A 25,129-nucleotide genomic window follows, 5' to 3' on the forward strand; every position below is an offset into this window, starting at 1 on the left:
GGACGCCCTACTAGCGAAACGATGCGCGACGAGGCTCGTTTCGGGGTGTGCAGGCGAAAAAGTAGGGCGCCTGGCCCGCCCGTTCTGACGGCCTGTTATTTCAAGGCTGGTGCGGGGAGCGTCCTACAGATCGAACGGTACACCAACTCGGGCGCGCGTCGGACCTGACGGGCTTCGACTCGTTGAGAGCTACGGCGTTGAGCTCGACTTCGTGGGTGCCGGGGCGTCAACGCTGAGGGCGACCGTGGCGACCCACAGGGAGAAGCCGGATACGACAAGCGAGAAGACTGCGATGCCGACTGAGGTCCACGTCATTGCCCTGTTGAAGCGTGAGGCCTGCGCATAGTCGGCGCGAGCCTGCTCGGCAAGCTTCAGGCTCGCCTGGGTGAGCGCGAGCATCTCCGCCGTTGCTTTGGCCATGGACTTCGTGTTCTTGGCTGTCTTGCGGGGTGACTGGTCGACATAGATATCCGGTGGCTCAGAAAAAATCAGCCGCTGGTCCAATGCCGGGATCAAATGGCTCAGAGTGCCGGAGCCTTTGGACAAACCGAGTAACGAAAACATATCGGGCAACCTCGGGAGACTCGGCATGGCCATGTCCGTCCAGCTCGCCGCCTTTGGTTCCGGCTCTGCCTCTTCGATATCCGTCATGGGTTGATGGTTGATTCTCGCAGTTGGGACCGACGGTGAAGGAAGCAGCGTGGCCGGTGTCGGCCTGATGCACGGCCTTGCACCGCTTCCTGACGCACACGCGTACCCGCCTGCGTGCATTTGCTGTCGAATGTTCACGCCGCTCGCCATCTGACGTACCTGCGTAGGTGCATACGCGCATTTCGGGTTCGACCGGTCAAACGCGCAGTCGAATGGCCAAGGGCTTCCTCTTTGTGGAACCCCTTCGAGCACGATCATTTTCGGGAGGCGCCGGAGATGATTTGGCTGCAAGGACAAATCATGCTGGCCCGCGGAACCAGGTCGCATTTGAAATGCGACCTGCCCGAAGTCTTCGAGCATTTCGTTGACCTCAACGAAATGATCGCTGAGCCGATGAGCTAAGTAGTACTGACCCCATCGTGAGGGAGGGTACGCAGATGTGCGTACCCTCGCCCAGCGCGAGGGTACGGGCCCAGAATGCCGCCCTCATTTCAAGATTCAAGATAGGGGTACTCAGGGGTGAGTACCCCGCGTGAAGGATCTCGATTTGAGCGACCCCCTCGCCTGCGTACCATTTTCGGTGACTCCCGAAGATGGTCTGGTGCCAGGCATGATTTAGGCGCCCACCTAGAACGTCGGGATGCCGGAAAGGGTATGCAAGTCTTGCACCCCCTCGTCGTCATCTCGCGTTGGTTGCTGGGCGTTCCGTCACTCAGATGGACGGAACTCTGGCGATTGCGCGGCCTCGCGGATCATCATCCTCGCGGCGCCGCGGGATTGATCCAGATCGGGAGCCTAATCCACGAAGAGATCCGAGCGAGGGCTCCGAACAATGGCCAGGTACATTCGTGCAGTCGCCTCGTCGACCAGACCGCCCTCAAGGTAGGAATCGATGATCTCTTGGTCGGCGGAAGTTTCGAGGTCGACGTCAGGCCCAATCATGCGCCTATTGAATCAGAAACTGACCAATTTGGGCAGGTCCTCAATATGGTGCTCGACCATCTTCACGGCGCCGGGAAAATGGTCATCGATCAATTTGGGGGCCTCCCTAAAATGTTCGCGGCCGCCGCCCGGGGAACTCACTGAGCGAGTCCCCTCTGGCCGACGCCCAGCAGACAGGCAAGCTGACGTCCGCTAGGCCGATATCAGCTGCGGTGGGCCTGACTGGCCGAAGCACTACCGGGCTGCGTGTTCCGTCGAGTGTGAACACATTGTGAGCACACAAGGCAGGTTTCGAGGGGTTTCGGGAGGACGAGATCGGCTATCGACGTCGTGATGTTTACGCGTCACGGAGGCGCGCGGATGCAGTCGGACACTGATGGATTCTGGGTTGAACAAACTGTAAATCAGACTGCTCAGCATTCGGGGGTTCGAATCCCTCACTCGCCACATCAATAAACGTAAGGCCCCCAGCAATTCGCCGGGGGCCTTCGTCGTTCTCTCTGGCTTGAGCTCTAGCTCTCTCTGGAGGCGCCCGGCGTTGCGGCGGCCTCAGGTTCAAGCCCGCTCTCCGCGTAGACGCCGGCGTGCGAGCGCTCGAGCGACGCTCCCTCGACATCAACGTTGGGCAGGATGCGGTCGAGCCACTTCGGCAGCCACCAGGCCGCGTCACCCAGTAGGTGCATCACGGCCGGGATGATCAGCAGTCGCACCACGAACGCGTCGAGGAGCACTCCAATGCCAAGACCGAAGCCGATCGACTGGATCATCACCGAGTTCGAGAAGACGAAGCCGGAGAAGACCGAGGCCATGATCAGCGCGGCGGCGATGACAACGGTGCGGCCGGCGTGAACACCGCGCTGCACGGCGAGACGCGCCGGGGCGCCATGGGTGAACGATTCGCGCATCCCGCTGACCAAGAACAGTTGGTAGTCCATCGCCAGCCCGAACAGGATGCCGACCACGAGGATGGGCAGGAAGCTCAGGATGGGCCCCGGGTCATGGATGCCGAAGACCGGTTCGAGCCAGCCCCATTGGAAGACCGCAGTGATCGCGCCGAATGACGCGAATAGCGACAGCACGAAGCCCAGGGTCGCGGTGACCGGCACCAGAATCGAGCGGAACACGAAGATCAGGATGATCAACGAGAGTCCCACGACGACGAGCAGATAGAGCGGGAGCGCGGCGCCGAGTTTCTCGCTGACGTCGATGTTTCCGGATGCGTTGCCGGCGACCCCGAGAGAGGAGACGCCGTCGATGTCGAGATCCCGAAGGTCGCGTACGAGTTGCTCGGTCGATTCGCTGGTCGGCCCCTCCTCGGGGATGACCTGGAAGGCGAGCAGCAGATCGTCGTCGGACGCCCCGATGGGGGCGACCGCCACGACGTCGTTCACCGCTTTGAGTGCGGTTCCGATGCGCACCTGTTCGGCGACCAGATCGTCGCTGGAGATCGCCTTATCGAGGTCGGCGACCACGAGCAGCGGGCCGTTGACGCCGGCGCCGAACTTGTCAGCAACGAGCGTGTAGGCCTTGTACGCGCTCGAGTTGAGCGGCTCTGACGAGCCGGCCGGGAGCCCCAGGCGCATCGAGAGCGCGGGGATGGCGATGATCAGCAGCACGGCGACGCCGGCGACCACGGTCACCACGGCGCGCACGGTGTTCATCGGTTTGCTCGGCACGGTGGCGTGGGTGTCGGTGCTGCCGACGCGCGCTCGGGCCTTCTTCGTGAGAATCTTCGAACCGACCAAGCCGAGCATCGCCGGTGTCAGAGTGATCGCGATGAGGATCGCGACGAAGACACAGACGGCGCCGACGGTGCCCATCAGACCGAGGAACGGGATGCCGGTGAGGTTGAGGGCCAGCAAGGCGATGAGCACGGTGGCGCCGGCAAACACAACCGCGTTGCCGGACGTGCCGTTCGCGAGCCCGATCGACTCCTGCAGGGGCACACCGTTTCGCAGTTGTGTGCGATGCCGGTTGAGGATGAACAGCGAATAGTCGATTCCGACCGCGAGGCCGAGCATGACGCCGAGCACCGGGGTGACGGAGAGCATCTCGACGGTGCCTGAGAGCGCGAGCGACGCGAGCACGCCGACGGCCACGCCGATGAGCGCGTTCAGCAGGGGGAGCCCTGCACCGATCAGCGTGCCGAGCATGATGAACAGCACGACGGCCGCGATAATCACACCGCCGATCTCACCCGGGCCCAGGATCTCGGGGATGCTGGCGGCGATGTCGTTGGAGACCAAGGCCGTGACGCCGTCGATCCCGGCGTTGTTCATCTCGTCGACGACCGCTTCCTTGGACTCGGCCGGAAGCGCGTTCAGCGAGGTGTCGAACTGGATGCTCGCGACAGCAGTCGTCTCATCGTTCGAGACCTGGCGGATCGCCGCGGCCAGGCCCAGCAGCTCGGATCCCTGCTCAAGCGTGTTGCGCTGCTTCTCGAGTTCGGTGCGGCTGGCGTCGAGGGTCGCCTGCTGCGTGGCAATCTCCGTCTTGCCCGCATCGATCTGGGCCTGCTGCGCATCGAGCATCGGCTGGGCGGCGGCAAGCTGCCCCGCCGCCTCGGCCTGGGCGCGACTGGCATCGAGCTGCGCTTGCCCGGCCTCAATCTGAGCCGTGGCCGCGTCGATCTGCGCCTGCCCCGCATCCATCTGGGCCGTGCCGTCGGCGATCTGCTGGCGACCGTCGGTGATCTGCTGGCCCTGGGCGTCGATCTGGGCCTGGGTGTCGAAGGGGTTCGTGGTCGACGTCACGTTATCGAGGTCGGTGGTGCGCGTGAGCAACTCACCGATCGAGGTCTTCTGCTCGGCCGTGAACGGCGAGTCGTCGGTGGTGGTGAAGACAACGGTGCCCCGACCGCCGCTGGCGGCAGGGAATTTCTCGGCGAGCTCGTCGCTCACCTTCTGGGTGGCGGTGCCGGGGATGCTGACGGCTGAGGTCAGTGTGCCGCCGAAGAGAGCGAACGCGCCGCCGGCGAGGCCGAGAACGACCACCCACGCGACGATGATCAGCCAGGCTCGGCGGGCGGAGAACCGACCGAGTCGGTAAAGAAGGGATGCCATATTTCTCAGGTTCTTTCTATGGTCGGGTGGGGGTCGGATGAGGGGCGAGGGGTGGGGCGGGGAATCTCACGTCGCGTCATCGAGAACAGAGAGGAGGTTCTGGCTCAGTGGGGAGCGGCGTAACCGGTGCGGAGGCTGACGATGAGGCGGTCGAACAGTTCGTTCCACACCTTTCGGGAGACCCCATCGAGCGTGCCGCCCGTGCGGGCGATCCAGTGGGCGGCCACCACGGCGATGCCGTTCATGACGGAGCCGACGAGGATCGCGACTTCGAATTCATCGATCTCGCTGCGATCGGCGATCTCAACCGAGAGCTGCTCGGTCGCGCGAGTGACGACATCCTCGAAGGTGTGTTTGGAGCGGCCATCGCTGTCGTCGGTGAGTACGCCCCAGAGATAGGCGACCACGGTGGGCAGGTCGATGTTGCGAAGCACTGTCGTGATCTCGGCGAACAGAGCCACGCGGTTGCCGACTCCGGCGGGGGCCGCCTTCGTCGCCGCCCGAAACTCGCCCAGAACCCCGCTGAACACTCGAGTGCAGGTCGTCATGACCACGTCATCGAGTGAGGCGAAGTGATTGAAAACGGTACGGCGGGAGACATCGGCACGCTCGGCGAGTTCGTCAACGCTGAAATTCGGCTTACCCCGCTCGCGAATCAGCGACTCGGCGGCATCGAGAATCGCCAGACGGTATCGCGCTTTGAGCTCGGCACGTCGATCAGGGGCAATGGCACGGATGGTCACCTGTTTACACTAAATGCAACGATGCACGAAGTGCATGCTTTTCAGGGGGCTGCTGCTGCGACTTCGCTGTGAAGAAGCGAAGGCCGACGATGAGCGATCGTGGGTCGGCGGTGTGCGCCTGTGCACGTAGGCTCCAGTCGTGACGGATCGTCGCGGACCGGAGGAATGCATGTCGGAGAAGCCGTTCCTGTTCGACCGGAGCGGACGACGCTATCCGCTCGCCGAACCACGCTGGCGCGGCGATGACGGGAGTCCGTTGATGATGTCGGAACTGCCCGGCATTCGTCCCGAGCAGATCGACCGTACCGAGCGATCGCACTGGCGATACCGCGCCGCGCTTCCACAGCGCTTCCAGCGCGAAATCTCCCTCGGCGAAGGCGCCACGCCGCTGCTCACCGTGGGGACCTCACTCGGTGATCTGCGGGTCAAGGCCGAATGGTTCAACCCGACCGGGAGCTTCAAAGACCGGGGGATGTCAATTCTGATCTCCACCCTCGCGGCGCACGGCATCGAGGAGTTCCTCGAAGACAGCTCCGGAAACGGTGGATCCTCGGCGGCGGCGTACGCGGCCGCGGCGGGGATGCGCGCGAACATTCTCGTACCGCGCGGCACCTCAGCGGCCAAGCAGCAACAGAGCCTCCTCTTCGGCGCCACCGTCGAGGAGTTCGATGGCACGCGCACCGAGACCGCGGCTGAGGCCGAGCGACGAGCCGCCGACATCTTCTACGCGAGCCACAACTGGCATCCCGCCTTTCTGCAGGGCGTCAAACTGATGAGCTACGAAATCTGGGAAGACCTCGGATTCGTGGCTCCAGACAATGTCGTGGTGCCGGCGGGCGCCGGGAGCAACGTCCTCGGGTTGTCACTGGGCTTTGGCGAGCTGCTGCGCGCCGGGTGCATCGAGCGGATGCCACGGATCTTCGCCGCGCAACCAGCGAACTGTGCACCTCTGGTCGATGCCTTCGATCAGGGAGCGCTTGGGGTGGATATCGCGCGGCAGGACCGCTGGTCGCCGACGATCGCCGAGGGCGCCTCGATCGGCGCACCGGTTCGCGATCGAGAGGTGCTTGCCGCGATCCGTACGTGCGGCGGCGGGATGAATGCGGTCGCGGAGGATGCGATCGTCGACGCGCTGCGCATGCTGCTGACGAGGGGGCTCTACACCGAGCCGACCGGGGCCCTCGGATTCGCTGCGGCGCTGCACCATCTCGGCACCGGGCTGATCGACCAGGGGGAGACGACGGTGGTGGTGCTCACCGGCTCCGGCCTGAAAGCCTCACAGGCCATGTCGCAGCTACTCGGTGCGCGCTAAACGACTGTCACCACTTCGGTGATCGAGGAGCAGCCGAGGCAGGAGGCCGTGTCTAGGTATATGGCCTTTTCCTTGATCGAGGAGCGCGCGAGCTTGCGAGCACGCGTCTCGAGATCTCGCGAGCCAATCCTTGAACTCGGGTTGCGTTCAAACAGTGGCTCACGGGGTCTCTGTAACGATCGCGAGCTGGTCCGGTTGACTGGCAGGCTGGTGCTCATGCGCAAGATGGAAGGTGACTCCCGAGGTCTCTGACCGTTCTTGTCGACCACCGGAACCGTTGCGCGGGTCGAAAACCGTGACGCCCGTTGAGTTCACTGGGCGTGGCGGTTTTCAACCCGCGTGGTGTAATTGGGCCCTGCGTCCGACCCGCGTGGCGGCATCCGACCCGCGCGACGGATGTACGGAGAGGCCTGAGCGGGCGGACTGCGCCTTGCGCGCGTTGGGCGCCGCTGGGCGCGTTGGCGCCGACCCGCGTGACGGCACCGGACCCGCGCAACGGATACGGCCTGCCTCACGGAGGTCCGCTGCCTCAAGCGCTACACCGCACGGTCACTTTTTAGAAACTCGACGCCCAAGCGGCTTGACATCACCCAGAGAAGCGTCGAGACGGCCGCGGGCGGCTCCTCGACCAACAAAATGGTCAAGTTCGTCCACCACAATGCCGCGCAGCGGCCCCGAAGCTCGAGAGCGCGAGTCGCCGTTCGAACGCAACCCAGGGTCGCAAGATCGGCTCGCGAGATCTCGAGACGCGGCCTCCTGCGTCGGGCGCTCCTCGATCAACGAAATTGGACGGGCTCAAACACCGGCCTTCAACCGACCCGTTTCTGGATTCTCGCCGCTGATGCGCTGGGAGTGAGCCTGTCGTGATCTCGCGGCCAGGTCCTGCGCGTAGTGTTTCTTCTCAACCATTCGCGCATTTTCTGGAGGCAGCCGTGTCGGCACCGGGCGCCCGCTCCAGCGAGACGCGTGAACGCATCCTGGCCACTGCGGCCAGTGAATTTGCCGAACGCGGCTATGCCGGCACCTCGATTGGTGACATCGCCGCGAAATCGGGCATGGGCAAGGGGCTCGTTCAATACCATTTCAAAGCGAAAGCCGACCTTGCCGTCGCCATCGTGCAGGCTACCTTCGCGAAGGCGCCGTTTGCGAACCTGCTCGATGAAACAGTGCCGCTCACCGGGATCGCCGCGATTGTCGCGTCGATCCGCGGCGTCTCCGGGGCGTTTCGCGACGACGTGCGCGTGCGGGCCGCCGTGCGCTTGGTGCGGGAGTACCAGCTGATTCCCGTCACCTTTCCGACGCCGTATCTCGGCTGGATGGACAAAGTGGCCGGATCGCTACGCGAAGCGATGGAGGCGGGGGAGATTCCGCCTGGTCTCGATGTCGAGCGGGAGGGCTGGCACCTCGTCGCAACGTTCAATGGCGTGCAGGAGACCTCGCATCGCTTGACCGGCCGGGAGGATCTGCCCGAGCGCATCGAGGAGATGCTCGCTCGGGTGCTCCCGGTGCTGGGCGTCACCGACGTCGGAAAATATCTGGACGTTTGATTTCTACGCCAGGTGAGTCGATTGTGACGCAGGTCTTCGCCCGATTGTGGCCTTGCACCCGCGCTGTAGTACGGTCGTACTAAGGGGTTCGATGTGGGGGAAGCATTGAATTTCGGCGCAGCGGTCGGGGGGCCGCTTGCGCCGGCCCCGACTGCGGGATGCCGCTTCAGCCGCTGGTCGATTGCCGACTGTGTCGACATGGTCGCCCCGGCACTGGCCGCTCGCACTAGCGTTGACGCATGACGACACCTGCCGCAGCAGCGCTGCTTGCCCTTGCCCGTGACACCGCCATCGCGGCTGGAGACCTCGTGCGCGCACGGCGTGCCGACGGTGTCGATATCGCCGCCTCGAAATCGTCACCCGAAGACATTGTCACCAACGCCGACAGGGAGAGCGAGGTGCTCATTCGCCGACTGCTGGCTGAGGCGCGCCCGAATGACGGTTTCCATGGCGAAGAGTCGGATGCCACGGCGGGCTCGAGCGGGCTGACCTGGGTCGTCGACCCGATTGACGGCACCGTCAACTATCTCTACGGCATTCCCGCTTATGCGGTGAGCATCGCCGTTGTCGAGGGGGGCACCGACCCGGCGACCTGGACCACGCTGGCCGGTGCCGTGCTCAACCCGGCCACGGGCGAACTGTTCACCGCTTCAGCCGGCGGCGGGTCGTTTCTCGGCGACCGGGCGCTGCAGGTCAAGACGGGAGTCGAGCTGCCGCTCGCCTTGGTCGGCACGGGGTTCGGCTATTCGGCCGCGCGCCGGGTGCGGCAGGCGCAGGTCGTGGCAGGCCTGATCGGCGAGGTGCGCGACATTCGTCGGATTGGGGCTGCGGCACTCGATCTGTGCTCGGTGGCCGCCTCGCGTCTCGACATCTATTACGAGCGCGGGTTGAACCCCTGGGACCACGCAGCGGGCGCCCTCGTCGCGCGCGAGGCCGGAGCGCGAGTCGGTGCCTTCGGAGACGATCGGGAGGGCAGCGATCTCGTGATTGCAGCCGCCCCCGACCTCTATGCGCGCTTCGAGCCCCGCCTGTCGCACCTTTTCACAGAATTTATGGAGGAAAACCTGAGTTAGTTTCAGACGTGTCGGTTGCCCCGAATTCCAGGGGCAACCGACGACTTGCCCCTCGAACGGGGGGCGATTTCGACAGGCCGACACCCCCTTTTTTGGGGGCATTTGGTGCAGTTCTGTTGGAACTCTCAGCTTGTGCGAGATAGCCTCGTCAGGTTCCGTTATTTTTCGTTACTTTTGGCGTTGGCCAAGAGACGCGCTTCATACACGTCAACCAACTCTGAAAGATTGCCTCGTTTTGACACGTCATATCACTGAGCCCGACGCCCCTGCGTCAGCCCTGGATGACCGCAAAACAGCAGAGAACCCTCCCCTCACCCGCCGTGAGTTGCGCGAGCGCGAGCGTCAGATGCACGCCGCCCTTCCGGTCGAGGCTGCCGAGCTGACAACCCCAGCCGTTGAGCTGACAACCCCACCCGTTGAGCTGACAACCCCGGCTGCCGAGCTGACGACCCCGGCCGCCGAGCTGACAACCTCGACCGCCGTGATCGCCGTGATCGATAGTTCGGCGAAGACGCACACAACCGAGATTCCGCTTCCGGCCGCGTCGACGCTTCCGGCCACCGAGCGGCTGGCGAAGCGCCAGGAATCACCGCCGCAAGAGCACCTCTCGGAGCGTCGTTCCAGCCGTCGTGCCGCCACCCCTCAGCCAGGCAGTCGGCCTTCCGCCAAGTCGAGCCGCACTCCCGCATCGCCGACTGGTTCCGCGCGACGTGCGCACCGCACCTCGCACTCCACTTCTTCTCGGGCCGAGTCTGCTCGCCCGGCCGCACCCGCCTGGACCCCCACCCGCTCGATCTCACCGTCGGCTACCTCGTCGCGATCAACCGTCGGACGCGTCAAGGGGCTGGCCGCCAAGGGCGCCAGCATCGCGGTTCTGGCCGTCGTCGCTCTGATGACTGTCTCCACGTCGCTTCCGGCAGAAGCGCTGTTGTCGTCGGCTGACGTGCAGACTGCGGCCCTGGCGATGAAGTCGACGACAACGCTTGAGGGCCAGAAGATCAACGTCGCCGGCGGTGGCGACACCCTCACCGTGCAGCGTGACGGCTACGAGTCAAAGTCAATCGCCGAGGTTGCCGCGGCCAGTGGCATCCGTTTGGAAGCCACCTTCACCAACAACCCGAACGGCACGATTCAGTGGCCGTTCGCCGTCGGTGTGCATGTCGGTGACGAGTTCGGCCTGCGCGACTGCGCCGGCTGCTCGGCGAATCACGGTGGACAGGACTTCAACCCGGGTCTCGGCGCTCCGATCCAGGCCATTGCCGATGGCGTCGTGAGCCTGGCCGAAGACGGCGAAGGAAGCCTCGGCGTGCACATGATGATCGATCACGTGATCGACGGCAAGACCGTGACCAGCGTTTACGCCCACATGATTCACGGTTCGATGCTCTTCAAGACCGGCGACGTGGTCAAGGTCGGCGAAGTGATCGGCAAGACCGGCACGACCGGCATGTCCACCGGCCCGCACCTGCACTTCGAAATCCGCCTCGGTGGAATCAACGGCACCAAGACCGACCCGCTCGTCTGGTTGCGAGCGAACACCAACTAGCCACAGCCGCACCGACCGTATCTGGCCCGCTTTGTGCGGGCCTTTCGCGATTGCGGAAGCCTACTCATCGGCGCGGCCGCATGACGCGGCCGCACGCAAAGGAGGAGATTCTGCAACATGCCGTGCAAACCTGGCGGTTTGAGACGGGGTGTCGCAGAATCTCCTCCTTTACGTCAGTGCAGCTGCCGGGTTAGGCGCGCAGCCAGACCGTCGTGTCACCGGGCAGCAGATCGCCGTCGAGCGGGCCGCTGGCCAGCAGCAGTTCTCCGGCCGGCAGGGTGACGGATGTCGCCCCCGCGTTCGCGATCACAGTCACGGTTTTGTTCGTCAGAGCTACGACCTCTGCGCCATAGCCGTCAAGCCAGCTCACGCCTCCCCAGCCGAGCTCGTGCTCGCGGCGCAGGCGGAGGGCCAGCGTGTAGAGCTCCAGCGTCGACCCGGTCACGCCCTGCTGCGCATCGCGGGCGAGGGTTGCCCACTCCGTCGGCTGCGGCAACCAGCTCGCCGCGGTCGGGCCGAAACCGTAAGACGGACCGTCGGCCGTCCACGGGATCGGCACGCGGCATCCGTCTCGCCCATAGCGTTCACCGTTCGTGCGAAACCAGGTGGGGTCCTGGCGCGCGGAGTCGGGCAGGTCGATGACCTCTGGCAGGCCGAGCTCTTCGCCCTGGTACAGATAGCTGGAGCCGGGCAGCGCCAGCATCAGCGCGGTTGCGGCGCGGGCGCGACGGAGGCCGAGAACCGGGTCGGGCAGACCGAGAGTCTTCGGCCCGATGCCGTGACCCTGCAGGTTTTCAGCGGTCAAGGCGAGCCGCGACGCGTGGCGCACGACGTCGTGGTTTGAGAGCACCCAGGTGCTCGGCGCACCGACCGCGCCGAAGGCTGCCAACGACTCGTCGATGACCGAGCGCAGCGCCGGAGCGTTCCATGGCGTCTCGAGGTACGCGAAGTTGAAGGCCTGGTGCATTTCATCAGGGCGCACCCACTTGGCTACCTCGGTGAGCGGGTCGACCCAGGCCTCGGCGGCGAGCACCCGGTCGCCCGGGTACTCGGCGAGCAGCTCGTGCCAGTCGCGGTAGATGTCGTGCACGCCGTCTTGCGCCCAGTACGGAGCGGGGGCCGGGGGCTCGGCGCTGATCTCGGGCTCGAGGGTCGCGGTGCCGCCACCCATGCTGCCGCCCTCGGTGGGTGGCGTGTAGTCGGGCAGGCCGTCGGCCTTGATCATGCCGTGCGCCACATCGACGCGGAAGCCGTCGACGCCGCGGTCGAGCCAGAAACGCAGGATGTCGCGGAACTGCTCGCGCACCCACGGGTTGTTCCAGTCGAGGTCGGGCTGGGTGGTGTCGAACAGGTGCAGATACCACTGGCCGGGGGTGCCATCCGCCTCGGTCACGCGGGTCCAGGCCTCGCCGCCGAAGACCGACTCCCAGTTATTCGGTGGGAGCTCGCCGTTCTCGCCCTTGCCCTCGCGGAACAGGTAGTGCCCGCGTTCCTCGCTGCCTGGGCCCGCTGCGAGTGCTGCCTGAAACCAGGCGTGCGCGCTGGAGGTGTGGTTCGGAACGAGGTCGACAATCACACGGATGCCCAGAGCGTGTGCCCCGGTCAGCATCACGTCGAAGTCGGCCAGGGTTCCAAACAGCGGGTCGACGTCGCAGTAGTCGGCGACGTCGTATCCGGCGTCACGCTGCGGCGATGTGTAGAACGGCGAAAGCCAGATCGCGTCGATGCCCAGCTGGGCCAGAGCGGGGAGTCGGCTGGTGATGCCGGCCAGGTCGCCCATGCCGTCGCCATTGGCGTCCGCGAAGGAGCGCGGATAGATCTGATAAATAACGGCGGTTCTCCACCACTCTGTGTTGCCTGTCATGAGTGACACACTACGGCATCCCCGAATTCATGGAAGCGGTTGCATGAAATCACGCTCAGGCAATTGTCACGAACTGATCTCGATGTGAAATCCCTGAGTTGTCAATCCAGGAATGAGAGGATATACATGTAATCGCTTGCAGTTTTGTCGGCAATCACTACGAAAGGCAACACCAATGACGGTGAAAAAGAAAGGCCTGCTGGCTGCTGGCGCAGTTGCGGTCGTCGCCTCCCTGGCCCTGGCCGGATGTTCAGCTGGAACTGCTGGAGCGGGGTCTGGAGACAGCACTTCAGCCGCGTCCAGCACCCTGACCGTATGGGTTGACGCAGAGCGCGTCGATGCGCTCAAGGATGCGGCAGCGGCCTACCAGGAGAAGACCGGCGTCGAGGTGAACCTCGTCTCCAAGGACGTCGCCAAGATCAAGGATGACTTCATCCAGCAGGCTCCGACCGGTAAGGGCCCCGACGTCGTGATGGGCGCTCACGACTGGCTCGGCGAGCTCGTCACCAACGGCGTCGTCTCACCCATCGAACTCGGCGACAAGGCTGCAGACTTTCTGCCCGTCGCCATCAACGCCGCCACCTACGACGGCAAGGTTTACCAGCTGCCGTACGCGGTTGAGAACCTTGCGTTGCTGCGCAACGCAGACCTCGCCCCCACGGCGCCGACCAGCTACGACGACATGATCGCGCAGGGCACCGCGGCAGGTGTCACGTACCCGTTCGTCGTCGAGCAGGGCACAGACGGCAACCCGTACCACCTGTACCCGTTCCAGACCGGCTTCGGCGCACCCGTCTTCGGCACCGACGCATCCGGCGGCTACGACGCGACCAAGCTCGAGCTCGGCAACGCAGGCGGCGACGCATTCGCCACCTGGCTCGGCAGCCAGGGCAAGAACGGAACCGGCGTTTTCAACACCGAAATCACCGGCGACATTGCCAAGGAAGCCTTCACGAGCGGCAAGGCGGCGTTCTGGCTGACCGGCCCGTGGAACGTCGGCGCTGCAACGGATGCCGGCATCAACGTCGCCGTTGACGCCATCCCGAGCCCCGGCCCGGAGACGGCACAGCCGTTCGCCGGTGTGAAGGGCTTCTTCATCAACGAGCAGAGCAAGAACAAGGTCGCCGCCAACGACTTCCTCGTCAACTACATCGCCACCGAAGACGTGCAGCTCTCGCTCTTCAAGTCTGGCAACGTTCTCCCCGCCCTGGCCGCAGCGGCCAAGACGGCTTCAGCTGACCCGCTCGTCGCCGGATTCGCCGCAGCGGGAGCCAACGCGGTTCCGATGCCGGCCATCCCGGCCATGGGCCAGGTCTGGCAGTACTGGGGCATCGCAGAAGCAGCAATCATCAACGGCGCCGACCCGGTCGGCACCTGGCAGAAGCTGGCCACCGACGTGCAGGCAGCAATCGGCTAACAGCACCATCCGAACCCCCGGGTTGTCGGCCAAACGGCAACCCGGGGGCTTTTTACTCGCCTGAACAAGACTTTGGAAAGCAAAAAAATGAGCACCACCCTTGAAGAAGAGGAAGCCGTAGCCACCGGCCCCGTGAAACCGCCCACACGGCGGCAGAAGCAAGCCGCGAGCATCGCCGACTCGGCATCCGTTGGAATCAAGACTCTGCTGATCAAGATCGTGTCCCTCGGTCTGGTCGACGCCATCGCCGTCTACGCACTGTTCATCCTGTTCGCCCAGGCGGAATGGGTGATTCTTGCCCTGGTCATCGTCGTCACGGCGCTCGTCAACTGGATCTATTTCTCCAAGCGCAAACTTCCGGCCAAGTACCTGACACCTGGCGTGATCTTTCTCGTCATCTTTCAGATCTTCGTGATCGGCTACACCGCCTACATCGGCTTCACCAACTACAGCACCGGCCACAACTCCGATAAGCCGCAGGCCATCTCGGCTTTGATGAGCTCGGCACTCGAGCGGGTTCCCGACTCGCCGACCTACGCCGTCACCGTGCTCGATCGGGCCGGCCAGCTCAACCTGCTTGTCACCGATCCCGACGGCGACGTGAACGTCGGAAACGCAGACACGCCCCTGCAGTCGGTCGACGACGCGACGATGGAAAACGGCAAGGCCGTCGCCCTCGACGGCTACACCACCCTGAACTTCGCAGCAGTGCTGCAGCGCACCGACGAGATCACCGCCATGTCGGTGCCCTTCTCGAGCGACCCCAATGACGGAGCGCTCCGTACGCCAGACGGCAGCAGCGCCTATGTCTACAGCTCGACGCTCGAATACGATGCCACGGCAGACACCATGACCGATGTCACCACCGGAATCGTCTACGCCGACACCGGGGAAGGCGCCTTCGCCGCTCCCGACGGCACGCAGTTGCTGCCGGGCTGGAAGGTCAATGTCGGATTCGACAACTTCGCTCGCGCGTTCACAGAGGAGAGCATCCGCGGGCCGCTGATCAGCGTCACGATCTGGACGTTCGTCTTCGCGCTCGTATCGGTGGCCTCGACGTTCTTCCTCGGTCTCTTCCTCGCGATCGTGTTCAACGACAAGCGGATGCGCGGACGCAAGTTCTACCGCGTCGCGATGATCCTGCCTTACGCGTTCCCCGCCTTCCTCTCCGCCCTCGTCTGGGCCGGAATGTTGAGTGAGAGCTTCGGCTTCATTAACCAGGTGTTGCTCGGCGGCGCCTCGATTCCCTGGCTGACCGACCCGACGTTGGCGAAGTTCAGCATCCTGTTCGTCAACCTGTGGCTCGGCTTCCCCTACATGTTCCTCGTCTGCACCGGCGCGCTGCAGTCGATTCCGGAGGAGCTCGAAGAAGCGGCCACCGTCGACGGGGCCAGACCCTGGGCTGTCTTCAGGCTTATCAAGCTGCCGCTACTGCTGGTCACGGTTGCGCCGTTGTTGATCGCATCCTTCGCCTTCAACTTCAACAACTTCAACCTCATCTACATGCTGACCGGCGGAGGGCCCCGCGACGCGGCGGCAAGTGTCAACGTCGGATCGACGGATATCTTGATCTCGATGGTCTACAAGGTCGCCTTCACGGGTCAAACGCGTGATTACGGCCTGGCGAGTGCCTTCTCGATCATCATCTTCATCCTCGTCGCCGCCATCGCGATCATCAGTTTCAGAAAAACGAAGGCGTTGGAGGAGCTGAACTAATGCCAGTAGTCACCACCGCGTCCGGGGAGATCATCTCCACCCGACGTGCATTCAATTTCAGCCGCTGGTTCCGTGCGACGGGCTGGCGACACCTCGTCGGCCTCATCATGGTTGTCTTCTCGGTGTTTCCCCTGCTCTACGTGCTCTCCGCGTCGCTCAACCCGACCGGAACGCTGACCGGGTCGAACTCGCTCTTCTCGAAGATCGGGTTCGGTGCCTACGAGCGCCTGCTGACCAACCCAGACCAGCCGTTCGCCGCCTGGTTCGCCAACACGCTGATCATCGCCGGCATCACAGCTCTCGCGACGGTCTTCCTCGGCGCGCTCGCTGCCTATTCCTTTTCGCGCATGCGTTTCACCGGGCGTCGCACCGGGCTGTTGACGATCGTGCTTGCGCAGATGTTTCCGCAGCTGCTGGCCGTCGTCGCAATTTTCTTGGTGATGAGCAAGATCAGCGACATCTTCCCGGCGATCGGTCTGAACACCCACATCGGCCTGATCATGGTCTACCTGGGCGGGGCGCTCGGTGTGAACACCTATCTGATGTACGGCTTCTTCAACACCGTGCCGGCGTCGATCGATGAGGCGGCCAAGATCGACGGGGCCGGGCACGCCCGTATCTTCTTCACCATCATCCTGCGGCTGGTCGGCCCGATTCTCTCCGTCGTCGCGCTGCTCTCGTTCATCGGCACGACCAACGAGTTCGTGGTGGCCAGCGTGCTGCTCATCGATCCGGAGAAGCAGACGCTCGCAGTGGGCCTCTACAAGCTGGTGTCGAACCCCAACTACGCCGATTGGAGCGCATTCTCCGCCGGCGCCGTGCTCGCAGCGCTCCCGGTGATGGCGCTGTTCCTGTTCTTGCAGAAATACATCGTCGGTGGTCTGACGGCCGGATCGGTCAAGTAGGGTTCGAATCATGTTGCTGCCTCACCACGATGGATCGCCGTTGTACGTGTCGACGCAGGAGCCGGCGCTCGGCGACCTGGTGCGGGTGCGGGTGCGCATCCCGCACTCGTTCGGCACGGTGGCAGGGGTGCGCACGCGCTCGAACCCAAACCGGGAGCCCCGCTACGCCGAGGCATCCGTCGTCGCTGCGCAGGACGGCTGGGACTGGTGGGAGGCCGACGTCGAGGTGGAGAACCCGGTGCACGGCTACCGGTTCGTGATCGAACTCGGCGACGGCACGCGCTGGTGGCTGAACGCCTCTGGCCTGCATGACATCGAGACCCTCGACTCGGAGGACTTCACGCTGCTCGCCACCCCGGCGGCACCGGACTGGGCCGCCGCAAGCGTCATGTACCAAATCTTTCCCGACCGGTTCGGGCGCTCTGCCGCGGCCGCCGAGCGCGAACTGCCCGAGTGGGCCATCTCCGCAGAGTGGGGCGACCCGGTCGACCAGGAGCACGCCACGCGGGGGCAGCAGTTCTATGGCGGCGACCTCGACGGCATCCGTGAACACCTCGATCACCTGCACCGGCTCGGTGTCACGCTGATCTACCTGACGCCCGTCTTTCCGGCTGGCTCCAACCACCGCTACGACGCGTCGAGTTTCGCCGAGGTTGACCCGCTGCTCGGCGGCGATGCCGCTTACGTGCGCCTGATCGAGGCCGCACACGAGCGCGGATTCAAGGTGATCGGCGATCTCACCAGCAACCATTCGGGGGACCGCCACGAGTGGTTCGTTGCCGCGCACCGGCATCCGGATGCCGCCGAGAGCGACTTCTATTACTGGCGCGACACCGAGAACGAGGGTTACGAGTCCTGGCTCGGTGTGCCCAGCTTGCCCAAGTTCAACTGGAACTCGACCGAGCTGCGTCGCCGGTTCGTCGAGGGCCCCGACTCGGTGGTCGCCCGCTGGTTGGGCGCACCCTTCCATCTCGACGGCTGGCGCATTGACGTGGCGAACATGACGGGGCGTCTCGGCAGCGAAGACCTGAACGCCGAGGTGCGCCAGACGATTCGGCGCACGATGCTCGAGGTGAATCCCGACACGATTCTGCTCGGCGAGTCGACCAACGACGCCTCGAGTGATTTTCAGGGCGACGCGTGGCACGGCGCGATGACCTATGCCCCATTCACCCGGCCGCTCTGGAGCTGGTTGAGTGAACCGGGAAGCCGGGCAGAGGGTGGCATCGGCTTCGTCGACGCGCGCGTGCCCGAGTACACGGGGGAGCAGTTCTGGCGGGCGCACGTCAGATTCTCGGCCGGATTCCCGTGGCGCGTTCGCCTGGCCACGATGAATGCGCTGGACACCCACGACACGCCACGGTTTCGCACCAGCGCCAGGCCGGGCGTCGTTCCGGTCGCTCTCGGCCTCTCGATCACGCTGCCCGGCATTCCGGTTGTCTTCGCCGGCGACGAATTCGGTCTCGTCGGGGTCGACGGCGAGCATTCGCGCACCCCGATCCCCTGGGATTCGGTGGCTGAGCCCGAGGTGGCAGCGACGATCGACCTGTACGCCGAACTGATCAGGCTGCGCACCCAGCACCCGGCGACTCGGGCGGCGCTGAACGGCGGCGGCATGCGGTGGCTGCATGTGAGTGACGATGCGCTCGTCTATCTGCGCGAATCGGCCGAGGGCTCTGTGCTGGTTTTCGCGGCCAGGGCAGGCGCGAGCGTGACTCTGCCGGGGCAGGCATTCGGGGGAGCGGACGCTGCCGAGGTACTGTTCGGGCAGGCCGAATTGACGGCCTCGGCCGATGGCATCCGGCTGGGTGTCGGTGGCCCATCCTTTACTGCGTGGGCCGTGCCTGGCCTCAATTTGCCCGAGTTCGGCGCTTCGGGGGCCTGACGGTCATCAGAGGGTGCGAAGTGATGATAATCTCTATGGGTTGCCGAAATTCGGGCGCAGTTCTTCTAGAACTCTGCCCCCTTAGCTCATTGGTAGAGCACTTCCTTGGTAAGGAAGAGGTAGTGGGTCCGATTCCCACAGGGGGCTCAGGCTTGATGCAGGTTTAGGCTTGGGTCATAGTCGCGGCGGGGTAGCTCAGTTGGTTAGAGCACACGGCTCATAATCGTGGTGTCGCGGGTTCAATTCCCGCTCCCGCTACACATCAAAACTCAAGAACTCACTTCGAAAGCCCCGGTCTCCGTCAGGAGGCCGGGGCTTTCGTCATTTCACGTGCGGTGCGGGATCCGTCGATCGAGCGTGTCGAGATCCGGTGAGCCGATCGCTGATCCGCTGATCGAGCCACCCAATTTGAAGCACAAATGCGACAGTCGAGCGGTTGTGTAGCATGACTGCAACAAATTGAGATATGGTTGCATCCATGGAACAGATCATCGACCAGATCATCGAGGGGTCAGGGCTGTCTAAGTCCGCTCTCGCGGCGCGATCTGGGCTCGCACGTTCCACTCAGTACCGAATACGCGATGGTCTCGTCGACCCGACCATGGGCAGTGTCCGCGAGCTTGCCCTCGCTGCAGGCTTCGAGCTCGTCCTCTCTCTTGCGCCCCTGTCGGACCCGGATGCCGCGCGTGCAGCGCGGGTAATGCTAGACCCTCGGTTCGAGGCTTCGTACATGCTGAGTGGAGGGTCGAAGCAGGTCGATGCATGGGTCGAACGTCTTCGCCGGTGGGTGCCCAACGGGGACCCGGTGGACATCGTTTGGCAAGCCGGGCAGAGCTCAAGCCTTGTGCACCGACCAGGCGCCGTATTCCTGCGCGGCCATGTCACCGAGCTCAAGCTCGCCTCCGCCGGTGACTTCTCGGGGCAGGACTGGTTGCTGTCCGGCGCAGCCGTCATCGACCGCATCGGCGCGCCGGATGATGACGGTGCTCTCTACGGCGGCGATCTGCCCGGCACCAGTGCCGGCCCGTACGTCGTGTACAGCGCCGATACTCACCGCTTCGCACGCCTCCTCGACAACATGGATGAGGTTCGCCCCGAGAAGGCGAACGTCATCATCGCCGAGCGCACCGATGACGCGGGGGTGGACTCGTGGGAGGACGGCAAAATCAGGCTCGTCGCTCCGATCCAAGGCCTGATCGACGCCTGTGGCATCGGAGGCCCGCTCGGGCAGGCCGCAGAGCGCATCGCGAGGAGCTGGTGAAGCATGGCTGAGAAAAGCGGGCCAGAGACAGGTGGGGGTGAAAAGAGCCCGGGTCTGATCAGAGCATGGGCCGTCGACCCCAAGCGGTTCGCACAGCCGAGACCGGCGAGCGGTGCAAGCCGGTCGCCGGAGCCAAAGGTCTTTCTCGGTAACTCAGCGACGCAGGTCCAGCTTGAGGAGACGGGCATCACCTGGGATCGGTCCGCCGTCGATTGGTCGCTTCTCGAGCGATCGACCGTGGACCGCGTGCGCTCCCGATTCCGCGCTTCCTTGCCTGAGTACATCTGGGACGCTGCCGCGCTGGAGGGTAACCCGTACACGCTCCCTGAAGTACAGACCCTCCTCGAAGGCATCACCGTCACGGGGCACCGCATCGCGGACCAGGACCAGATCCTCGCCCTGAACGAGGGATTCAACCTCATCGACAAGCTCGTCAGCGGGCTTGTCGACGGCCGCAATTTTCACCTCGACAAGGCGACGAGTGATGAGGTCCATGCGAAGGTCGCCGTTCACGAGGCGATCGAGTCGGGTCACTTCCGCGGCGAGGGAGCGGCCGGCGGCGGCGGACACGTCAGCATCGGCGCGCTCGGAACCTTTCACGCCTCGGAACCCGGGGAGAATGGCGCGAACCTCAAGCGAGAATTCCGACGCTTGACGGCCTACCTCCTGGAGGACCTGGAGGACCCCCGAGAGCAAGCGGTCGCGTACTTCTGCGCCGCGACGAGGCGACACTTCTACTTTGACGGCAACAAACGCACCTCGAAGCTGATGATGGCCGGGCACCTGATGAACAACGGCTACGACGCGATCTCCATCTCGGCAAGACGCCAGCTGGAGTTCAACCAGCTTCTCGCTCCCTTGTTCGACGATGGCGACGCCACCGAAATGATGCGGTTCATCATTGACTCGCGCCCTGAGTAGCGCGGATCTGGTCATCGCCATGCCCGTCACCGAAGACGAGGTCGTCAAGCATGTGATGCGGGCCGGGGAGGCGCCGTCGACTCGCGGACCACGAGAACGGGTGGGGGGTCGACGATCAGCGCGTTCATGGGGGTCGGCTTGCCGGCGAGTGTGCTCAGAAGAAGGTCGGCGGCCATCGCTCCGAGCTCGAACAAAGGCAGCCGCACGGTGGTCAGCGACACCGCGAGATGCTTCGCGAACCACGCATCGTGAATGCCAACGACCGAGACGTCGTTCGGAACATTGATACCGGCTTGGCGGAGCACCGTCAGCACGCCGGCTGCCGTCACAGCATTGGCGACGACGATGGCTGTCGGCAGCTGTGGCCGACTCAGCAGCTGGCGGGCCGCATCCTCGCCGAGTTCATCCGTCCACCCCGCACTGATGACGTCGACGCGGGCATCCGGGTACGCCTCGCGCAGAACCTCCTCGTAGCCACGTTGGCGGCCGAGGGACGTAATGGCCTCCGCCGGTCCTCCGATGAAGCAGATGGCTGCATGCCCGAGGGCGACGAGATGTTCCGTGGCGGTGCGTCCGGCGGCGACATCGTCAAGACGGGCGGTGGGTACGGAGCCCGAGCCATCCGAGTTCACGAGGACAGCAGGAACGTGACGTGACACATCCGCGATGAGCTTGTCGTGGTAGCCGTGTCCGACGTGGAGAATGACGCCGTCCAGTCGGCCGCGCGCGAGGAACGACCGGAGTCGACCGCTGTCGGTGGCGAGCTGCTCCGAGTCGGCGAGGAGGGTGACATAGCCGGCCTCGGCACACCGCCCGCGCACGCCGTCGAGCACCGTCGTGTTCATGGGGCTCGTCAGATTGTGCATGATGAGCCCGATCGCGTCAGAGCGGGATGTGCGCAAGGAGCGGGCGACGCCATGTGGCGTGTATCCGAGCGTCGCGGCGGCCTCGAGGATGCGCGCCCGAGTCTCGTCACGGACGCGCACGACCGGGTCGTCGTTGAGAACGCGTGACGCGATCGTGGTCGACACCCCGGCCAGCGTCGCGACGTCGCGAAGTGTGGGTGCGAGCTTTCGGGGGTCCATTCGTGCCGACATCATCCCCATTGTAGCGGCCGGATTGACCTCGACGTCGAACTTCGTTAGCCTCTGAGAAATCGATTGTTCAGCGTCGCGCAGAGTACGCTCTCGCCTCATCTAAGGAGACATGAAGTGGTTCAGCCCCAGCTTCGTGAAAGGTCCATCAGCTATGACGTCGCCGTGATCGGAGGCGGCCCTGGCGGCATCCCGGCCGCGCTCGCCGCCGCGCGCAACGGAGCACGGACGGTTCTCGTCGAGCGCAGCGCTGCCCTCGGCGGCGCGGCAGCTTCGGGGCTCAGCATCCTCGGGTTCCTCGACCGTTCGGGCAACAAGGCGCTCGAAGGCATCCCGCAGGAATTCATCGACCGACTGGCTGCGCTCGGCGGCTCTCCTGGACACTTCCCGTGCCCCGTGCATAACTCAATCACTCCGGTGTCGTCCGATCTCGTGAAGATCGTGGCCGTGCAGATGTGTCAGGAAGCGGGCGTCGACATCCTGTTCGAGAACGAGCTCCTCGGCGCTGAGGTCGACGAGGATTCGCGGCTGCGCGCGGTGACCGTTTTTGGCAAGCTGACCACGACACGCATCGAGGCCAAACAATTCATCGACGCGACCGGAGACGGCGACCTCGCTTACCTCGCAGGGGTGCCTTTCTCCCGCGGCCAGGAGAACACGCAGATCATGCAGCCGAGCACGCTCGTGTTCACGGTCGCCGGACACGACCTCGACCGTCTGTACGCTTTCCTCGATGAGAACCCGGACGAGATGGGCATCAAGGAGGACTACGCCGCCGGATACGACGTCGACTTCCTTCGCACGACGCGTGGACACTGCTTCATCGGCCTGACCGAACTCGTGCAGAAGGCCCGAGAGGCAGGAGATTTCTCGGTCCCGCGCAACCAGTTCATCCACATCGCCACCGCGTCAGAGAAGCTGCTGACGATCAATACATCACGTGTCACACGTATCGACGCGTCGGACCCCGTCGAGCTGTCGGCGGGCCTCGAGACCGGCTACGCGCAGGTTCTGGAGATCGTCAGCTTCATGCGAAAGTACGTCCCGGGCTTCGAAGACGTCGTCATCTCGCAAATCGCCCCGGCGCTGGGTATTCGGGAGACACGCCACTTCATCGGCGAGTTCCGCCTGACCACCGACAACTTCGAAAGCGAAGCGACCACCGAGGCCGCGATCGCGCAGTCGGCGTACAACATCGACATCCACTCAGGCACCGGCGAAGGCATCGAACTCTCGGTGATCGAGAAGCCATACGGGATCCCGTACGGCTGCCTCGTACCGCAGGGCGTCGACGGCCTGTTGCTCAGCGGACGCACCATTTCCGTGGATTCGACGGTCTTCGCATCGGCCCGCGTGATGGGAACCTGCATGGCGGTAGCCGAGGCGGCGGGTACGGCCGCCGCGATGGCGCTCTCCGCTGGCGGACGAGTCCGCGACGTGTCCGTTGACGCCCTTCGCGCGCAGCTCGCCGAGCAGGGCGCGATGATCCCCGGTGAGATCAAGCAGCCGGCCGTCGAGGCCGCCTGAACCAAGTGAACTGTGCCCGACCCCTCCACGTGCTGAACTGGTGTTCCGCGTGCGGACGACTTTCACAGGTGCGAGAGGTCGGGCCGTTTGGCGGCCCCACATCGTGGGCGCTGCTCGCGTCTGGTCCCCTGACCTGACGCCCGTCCGGATGCTCCCGGCCTACGCCGCCTGGCATTCACAGAACAAAAGGATGAAATTCATGAGCAACGTGGCTCAGCTCGAGCGGTCCGACACTGAGATTTCGGAATCGGCCTCTCGACGTACCCTGCTTGCCAGCACAGTCGGCACCGTTCTGGAGTGGTACGACTTCAATCTGTACGGCCTCGCGTCGGCGCTGGTATTCGGCCCCCTGATGTTCGGCTCGAGCGGTGTCGGCGGCACCCTCGCCGCCTTCGCATCTCTCGGCGTCGGATTCCTTGCGCGACCCATCGGAGGGTTCATCCTCGGAAACCTCGGTGACAAGATCGGCCGCAAGCCGATCCTGATGTTCACCTTCATCACCATGGGCCTGAGCTCTGCGCTGATCGGCTTGCTGCCGACGAACGCGCAGATCGGCGTCTGGGCACCGATCCTCCTCTGTGTGCTCCGTATCGTTCAAGGCTTCGCCGTCGGCGGCGAGTTCGCCGGCGCAACTCTCATGACGATGGAGAACGCTCCGATCAAACGGCGCGGCTTCTTCGGCGCGGTGCCGTCGATGGGAACGGGCGCCGGGTTCGTTCTCGCGACTGTCGTGTTCGCTTCGGTGTCCGCGCTTCCCAACGACGCGTTCCTCGCGTGGGGATGGCGCATCCCCTTCCTGCTCAGCGTCGTGTTGGTCATCTTCGGCGTGATCATCCGGTCTCGCCTCGAGGAGACCAAGGTCTTCTCCGCTATTGAGAAGGCCGACACCGAGAAGGCTCCGCTTGTGACAGCGATCACCAAGCACCCGGGGGCCGTTCTGCGCACGATCGGCCTCGTCATGGGCGGCGCGGTGTGGGGTTATCTGATCCAAACCTTCTCGCTGTCGTACGGCACGACCAACCTCGGAATGGATCGCACCGTGCTGCTCTGGTCGGTCGGCATCGCCGCGGCCTTCGAGATGGTGACCATCCCGTTCTGGGGCTGGCTGTCGGACAAGGTCGGCCGCAAGAAGGTCATCGTCACCGGCGTCGTACTCACCATGCTGTACGTTTTCCCATTCTTCTGGCTGCTGAACACCCGTGAGCCGTGGCTCGTGTTCCTCGCGATCGTCATCGGTCTGCCGATCCTGAAGGACATGATCTTTGGCCCGCAGGCGGCGTACGCGGCCGAGATGTTCACCTCGAACGTGCGGTACAGCGGCATGAGCGCGGGCCGCGAGATGGGCGCGGCGATTTTCGGCGGCAGTGCGCCATATATTGCCACCATGCTGGTCGCAGTAGGGGTAGGTGCCATCTGGCCGCTGGCAATCTACATCATGATCACTCTCGCCATCACCGGCTTCACGGTGCTCACCGGGCCGAACAACGCTGACAAGGACCTGCGCGACATCGGCGCCTGACCGCGTCGCCGTCGCGATCATACCGGGCGGCGCAGAACGATGACGGGTGTGCGCAGAGGATTCGACGCGCACACCCGTCATGACGCATTCGGACCAGCAGTACCGGTGAGAGGGCGCCGCAGTCGGCGGCCCGTCCTGCAGGAC

18 protein-coding genes and 2 tRNA genes are annotated in these 25,129 nt (G+C 64.4%); 14 read left to right on the forward strand and 6 right to left on the reverse strand.

What is annotated here, in order from left to right; genetic code table 11:
* Positions 1-189: 189 nt before the first annotated feature.
* The 4 genes from ABD791_RS13820 to ABD791_RS13835 all read right to left on the reverse strand — a co-directional run bounded on the left by ABD791_RS13820 (position 190) and on the right by ABD791_RS13835 (position 5,398).
* Entirely contained in the window at positions 190-651 is a 462-nt protein-coding gene (locus tag ABD791_RS13820) for a hypothetical protein (RefSeq protein ID WP_345067743.1), read from the reverse strand.
* A gap of 795 nt (positions 652-1,446) precedes the next feature.
* Positions 1,447-1,593 (reverse strand): hypothetical protein, encoded by a 147-nt coding sequence (locus tag ABD791_RS13825; RefSeq protein ID WP_345067745.1) that lies wholly within the window; start codon positions 1,591-1,593, stop codon positions 1,447-1,449.
* A 512-nt stretch (positions 1,594-2,105) separates the two neighbouring features.
* Positions 2,106-4,655 carry an MMPL family transporter gene (locus ABD791_RS13830; RefSeq protein WP_345067747.1) on the reverse strand — a complete coding sequence of 850 codons (2,550 nt, stop codon included), beginning with the start codon at positions 4,653-4,655 and terminating at the stop codon, positions 2,106-2,108.
* 104 nt (positions 4,656-4,759) lie between these two features.
* A complete protein-coding gene (locus ABD791_RS13835; protein ID WP_345067749.1) occupies positions 4,760-5,398 on the reverse strand; it encodes a TetR/AcrR family transcriptional regulator in 639 nt (212 codons plus the stop codon).
* A 139-nt stretch (positions 5,399-5,537) separates the two neighbouring features.
* Between ABD791_RS13835 and ABD791_RS13840 the strand changes: the two genes are divergently transcribed.
* From ABD791_RS13840 to ABD791_RS13855, 4 genes are all read left to right on the forward strand, one after another.
* Positions 5,538-6,710 (forward strand): threonine synthase, encoded by a 1,173-nt coding sequence (locus tag ABD791_RS13840; RefSeq protein ID WP_345067751.1) that lies wholly within the window; start codon positions 5,538-5,540, stop codon positions 6,708-6,710.
* Between the two features lie 932 nt (positions 6,711-7,642).
* Positions 7,643-8,257 (forward strand): TetR family transcriptional regulator, encoded by a 615-nt coding sequence (locus ABD791_RS13845; RefSeq protein WP_345067753.1) that lies wholly within the window; start codon positions 7,643-7,645, stop codon positions 8,255-8,257.
* A gap of 239 nt (positions 8,258-8,496) precedes the next feature.
* A complete protein-coding gene (locus ABD791_RS13850; RefSeq protein ID WP_345067755.1) occupies positions 8,497-9,330 on the forward strand; it encodes an inositol monophosphatase family protein in 834 nt (277 codons plus the stop codon).
* Positions 9,331-9,565: 235 nt separating this feature from the next.
* A complete protein-coding gene (locus ABD791_RS13855; RefSeq protein WP_345067757.1) occupies positions 9,566-10,876 on the forward strand; it encodes a peptidoglycan DD-metalloendopeptidase family protein in 1,311 nt (436 codons plus the stop codon).
* A 190-nt stretch (positions 10,877-11,066) separates the two neighbouring features.
* Here the strand turns inward: ABD791_RS13855 and ABD791_RS13860 are convergent, their stop codons facing one another.
* The gene (locus tag ABD791_RS13860; RefSeq protein WP_345067759.1) at positions 11,067-12,740 is read right to left on the reverse strand and encodes a glycoside hydrolase family 13 protein; all 1,674 of its coding nucleotides are present in this window, start codon (positions 12,738-12,740) and stop codon (positions 11,067-11,069) included.
* 175 nt (positions 12,741-12,915) lie between these two features.
* On the opposite strand from ABD791_RS13860, the gene ABD791_RS13865 reads away from it, so the two are divergent.
* From ABD791_RS13865 to ABD791_RS13900, 8 genes are all read left to right on the forward strand, one after another.
* Complete coding sequence (locus tag ABD791_RS13865) at positions 12,916-14,157, forward strand: sugar ABC transporter substrate-binding protein (RefSeq protein ID WP_345067761.1); 1,242 nt, start codon at positions 12,916-12,918, stop codon at positions 14,155-14,157.
* 87 nt (positions 14,158-14,244) lie between these two features.
* Positions 14,245-15,873 carry an ABC transporter permease subunit gene (locus ABD791_RS13870; protein ID WP_345067763.1) on the forward strand — a complete coding sequence of 543 codons (1,629 nt, stop codon included), beginning with the start codon at positions 14,245-14,247 and terminating at the stop codon, positions 15,871-15,873.
* Positions 15,873-16,778 carry a sugar ABC transporter permease gene (locus tag ABD791_RS13875; protein WP_345067764.1) on the forward strand — a complete coding sequence of 302 codons (906 nt, stop codon included), beginning with the start codon at positions 15,873-15,875 and terminating at the stop codon, positions 16,776-16,778. The genes ABD791_RS13870 and ABD791_RS13875 overlap by 1 nt, the downstream gene beginning before the upstream one ends.
* 10 nt (positions 16,779-16,788) lie before the next feature.
* Complete coding sequence (locus ABD791_RS13880) at positions 16,789-18,663, forward strand: glycoside hydrolase family 13 protein (RefSeq protein WP_345067765.1); 1,875 nt, start codon at positions 16,789-16,791, stop codon at positions 18,661-18,663.
* A gap of 75 nt (positions 18,664-18,738) precedes the next feature.
* Positions 18,739-18,810, forward strand: a tRNA-Thr gene (locus ABD791_RS13885).
* A 37-nt stretch (positions 18,811-18,847) separates the two neighbouring features.
* A tRNA-Met gene (locus ABD791_RS13890) sits at positions 18,848-18,921 on the forward strand.
* A 220-nt stretch (positions 18,922-19,141) separates the two neighbouring features.
* Positions 19,142-19,924 carry a hypothetical protein gene (locus tag ABD791_RS13895; RefSeq protein ID WP_345067767.1) on the forward strand — a complete coding sequence of 261 codons (783 nt, stop codon included), beginning with the start codon at positions 19,142-19,144 and terminating at the stop codon, positions 19,922-19,924.
* Between the two features lie 3 nt (positions 19,925-19,927).
* Complete coding sequence (locus ABD791_RS13900; RefSeq protein ID WP_345067769.1) at positions 19,928-20,845, forward strand: Fic family protein; 918 nt, start codon at positions 19,928-19,930, stop codon at positions 20,843-20,845.
* A gap of 44 nt (positions 20,846-20,889) precedes the next feature.
* On the opposite strand, the gene ABD791_RS13905 is transcribed toward ABD791_RS13900, so the two are convergent.
* A complete protein-coding gene (locus ABD791_RS13905; protein WP_345067771.1) occupies positions 20,890-21,942 on the reverse strand; it encodes a LacI family DNA-binding transcriptional regulator in 1,053 nt (350 codons plus the stop codon).
* Positions 21,943-22,056: 114 nt separating this feature from the next.
* On the opposite strand from ABD791_RS13905, the gene ABD791_RS13910 reads away from it, so the two are divergent.
* Positions 22,057-23,466, forward strand: a complete 1,410-nt coding sequence (locus ABD791_RS13910; protein WP_345067773.1) for an FAD-dependent oxidoreductase — start codon at positions 22,057-22,059, stop codon at positions 23,464-23,466.
* Positions 23,467-23,665: 199 nt separating this feature from the next.
* Positions 23,666-24,985 carry an MFS transporter gene (locus tag ABD791_RS13915; RefSeq protein ID WP_345067774.1) on the forward strand — a complete coding sequence of 440 codons (1,320 nt, stop codon included), beginning with the start codon at positions 23,666-23,668 and terminating at the stop codon, positions 24,983-24,985.
* Positions 24,986-25,129 lie beyond the last annotated feature (144 nt).

It is taken from the genome of Glaciibacter kafniensis (assembly GCF_039538945.1).
In the GTDB taxonomy this organism is placed as follows: domain Bacteria; phylum Actinomycetota; class Actinomycetes; order Actinomycetales; family Microbacteriaceae; genus Cryobacterium; species Cryobacterium kafniensis.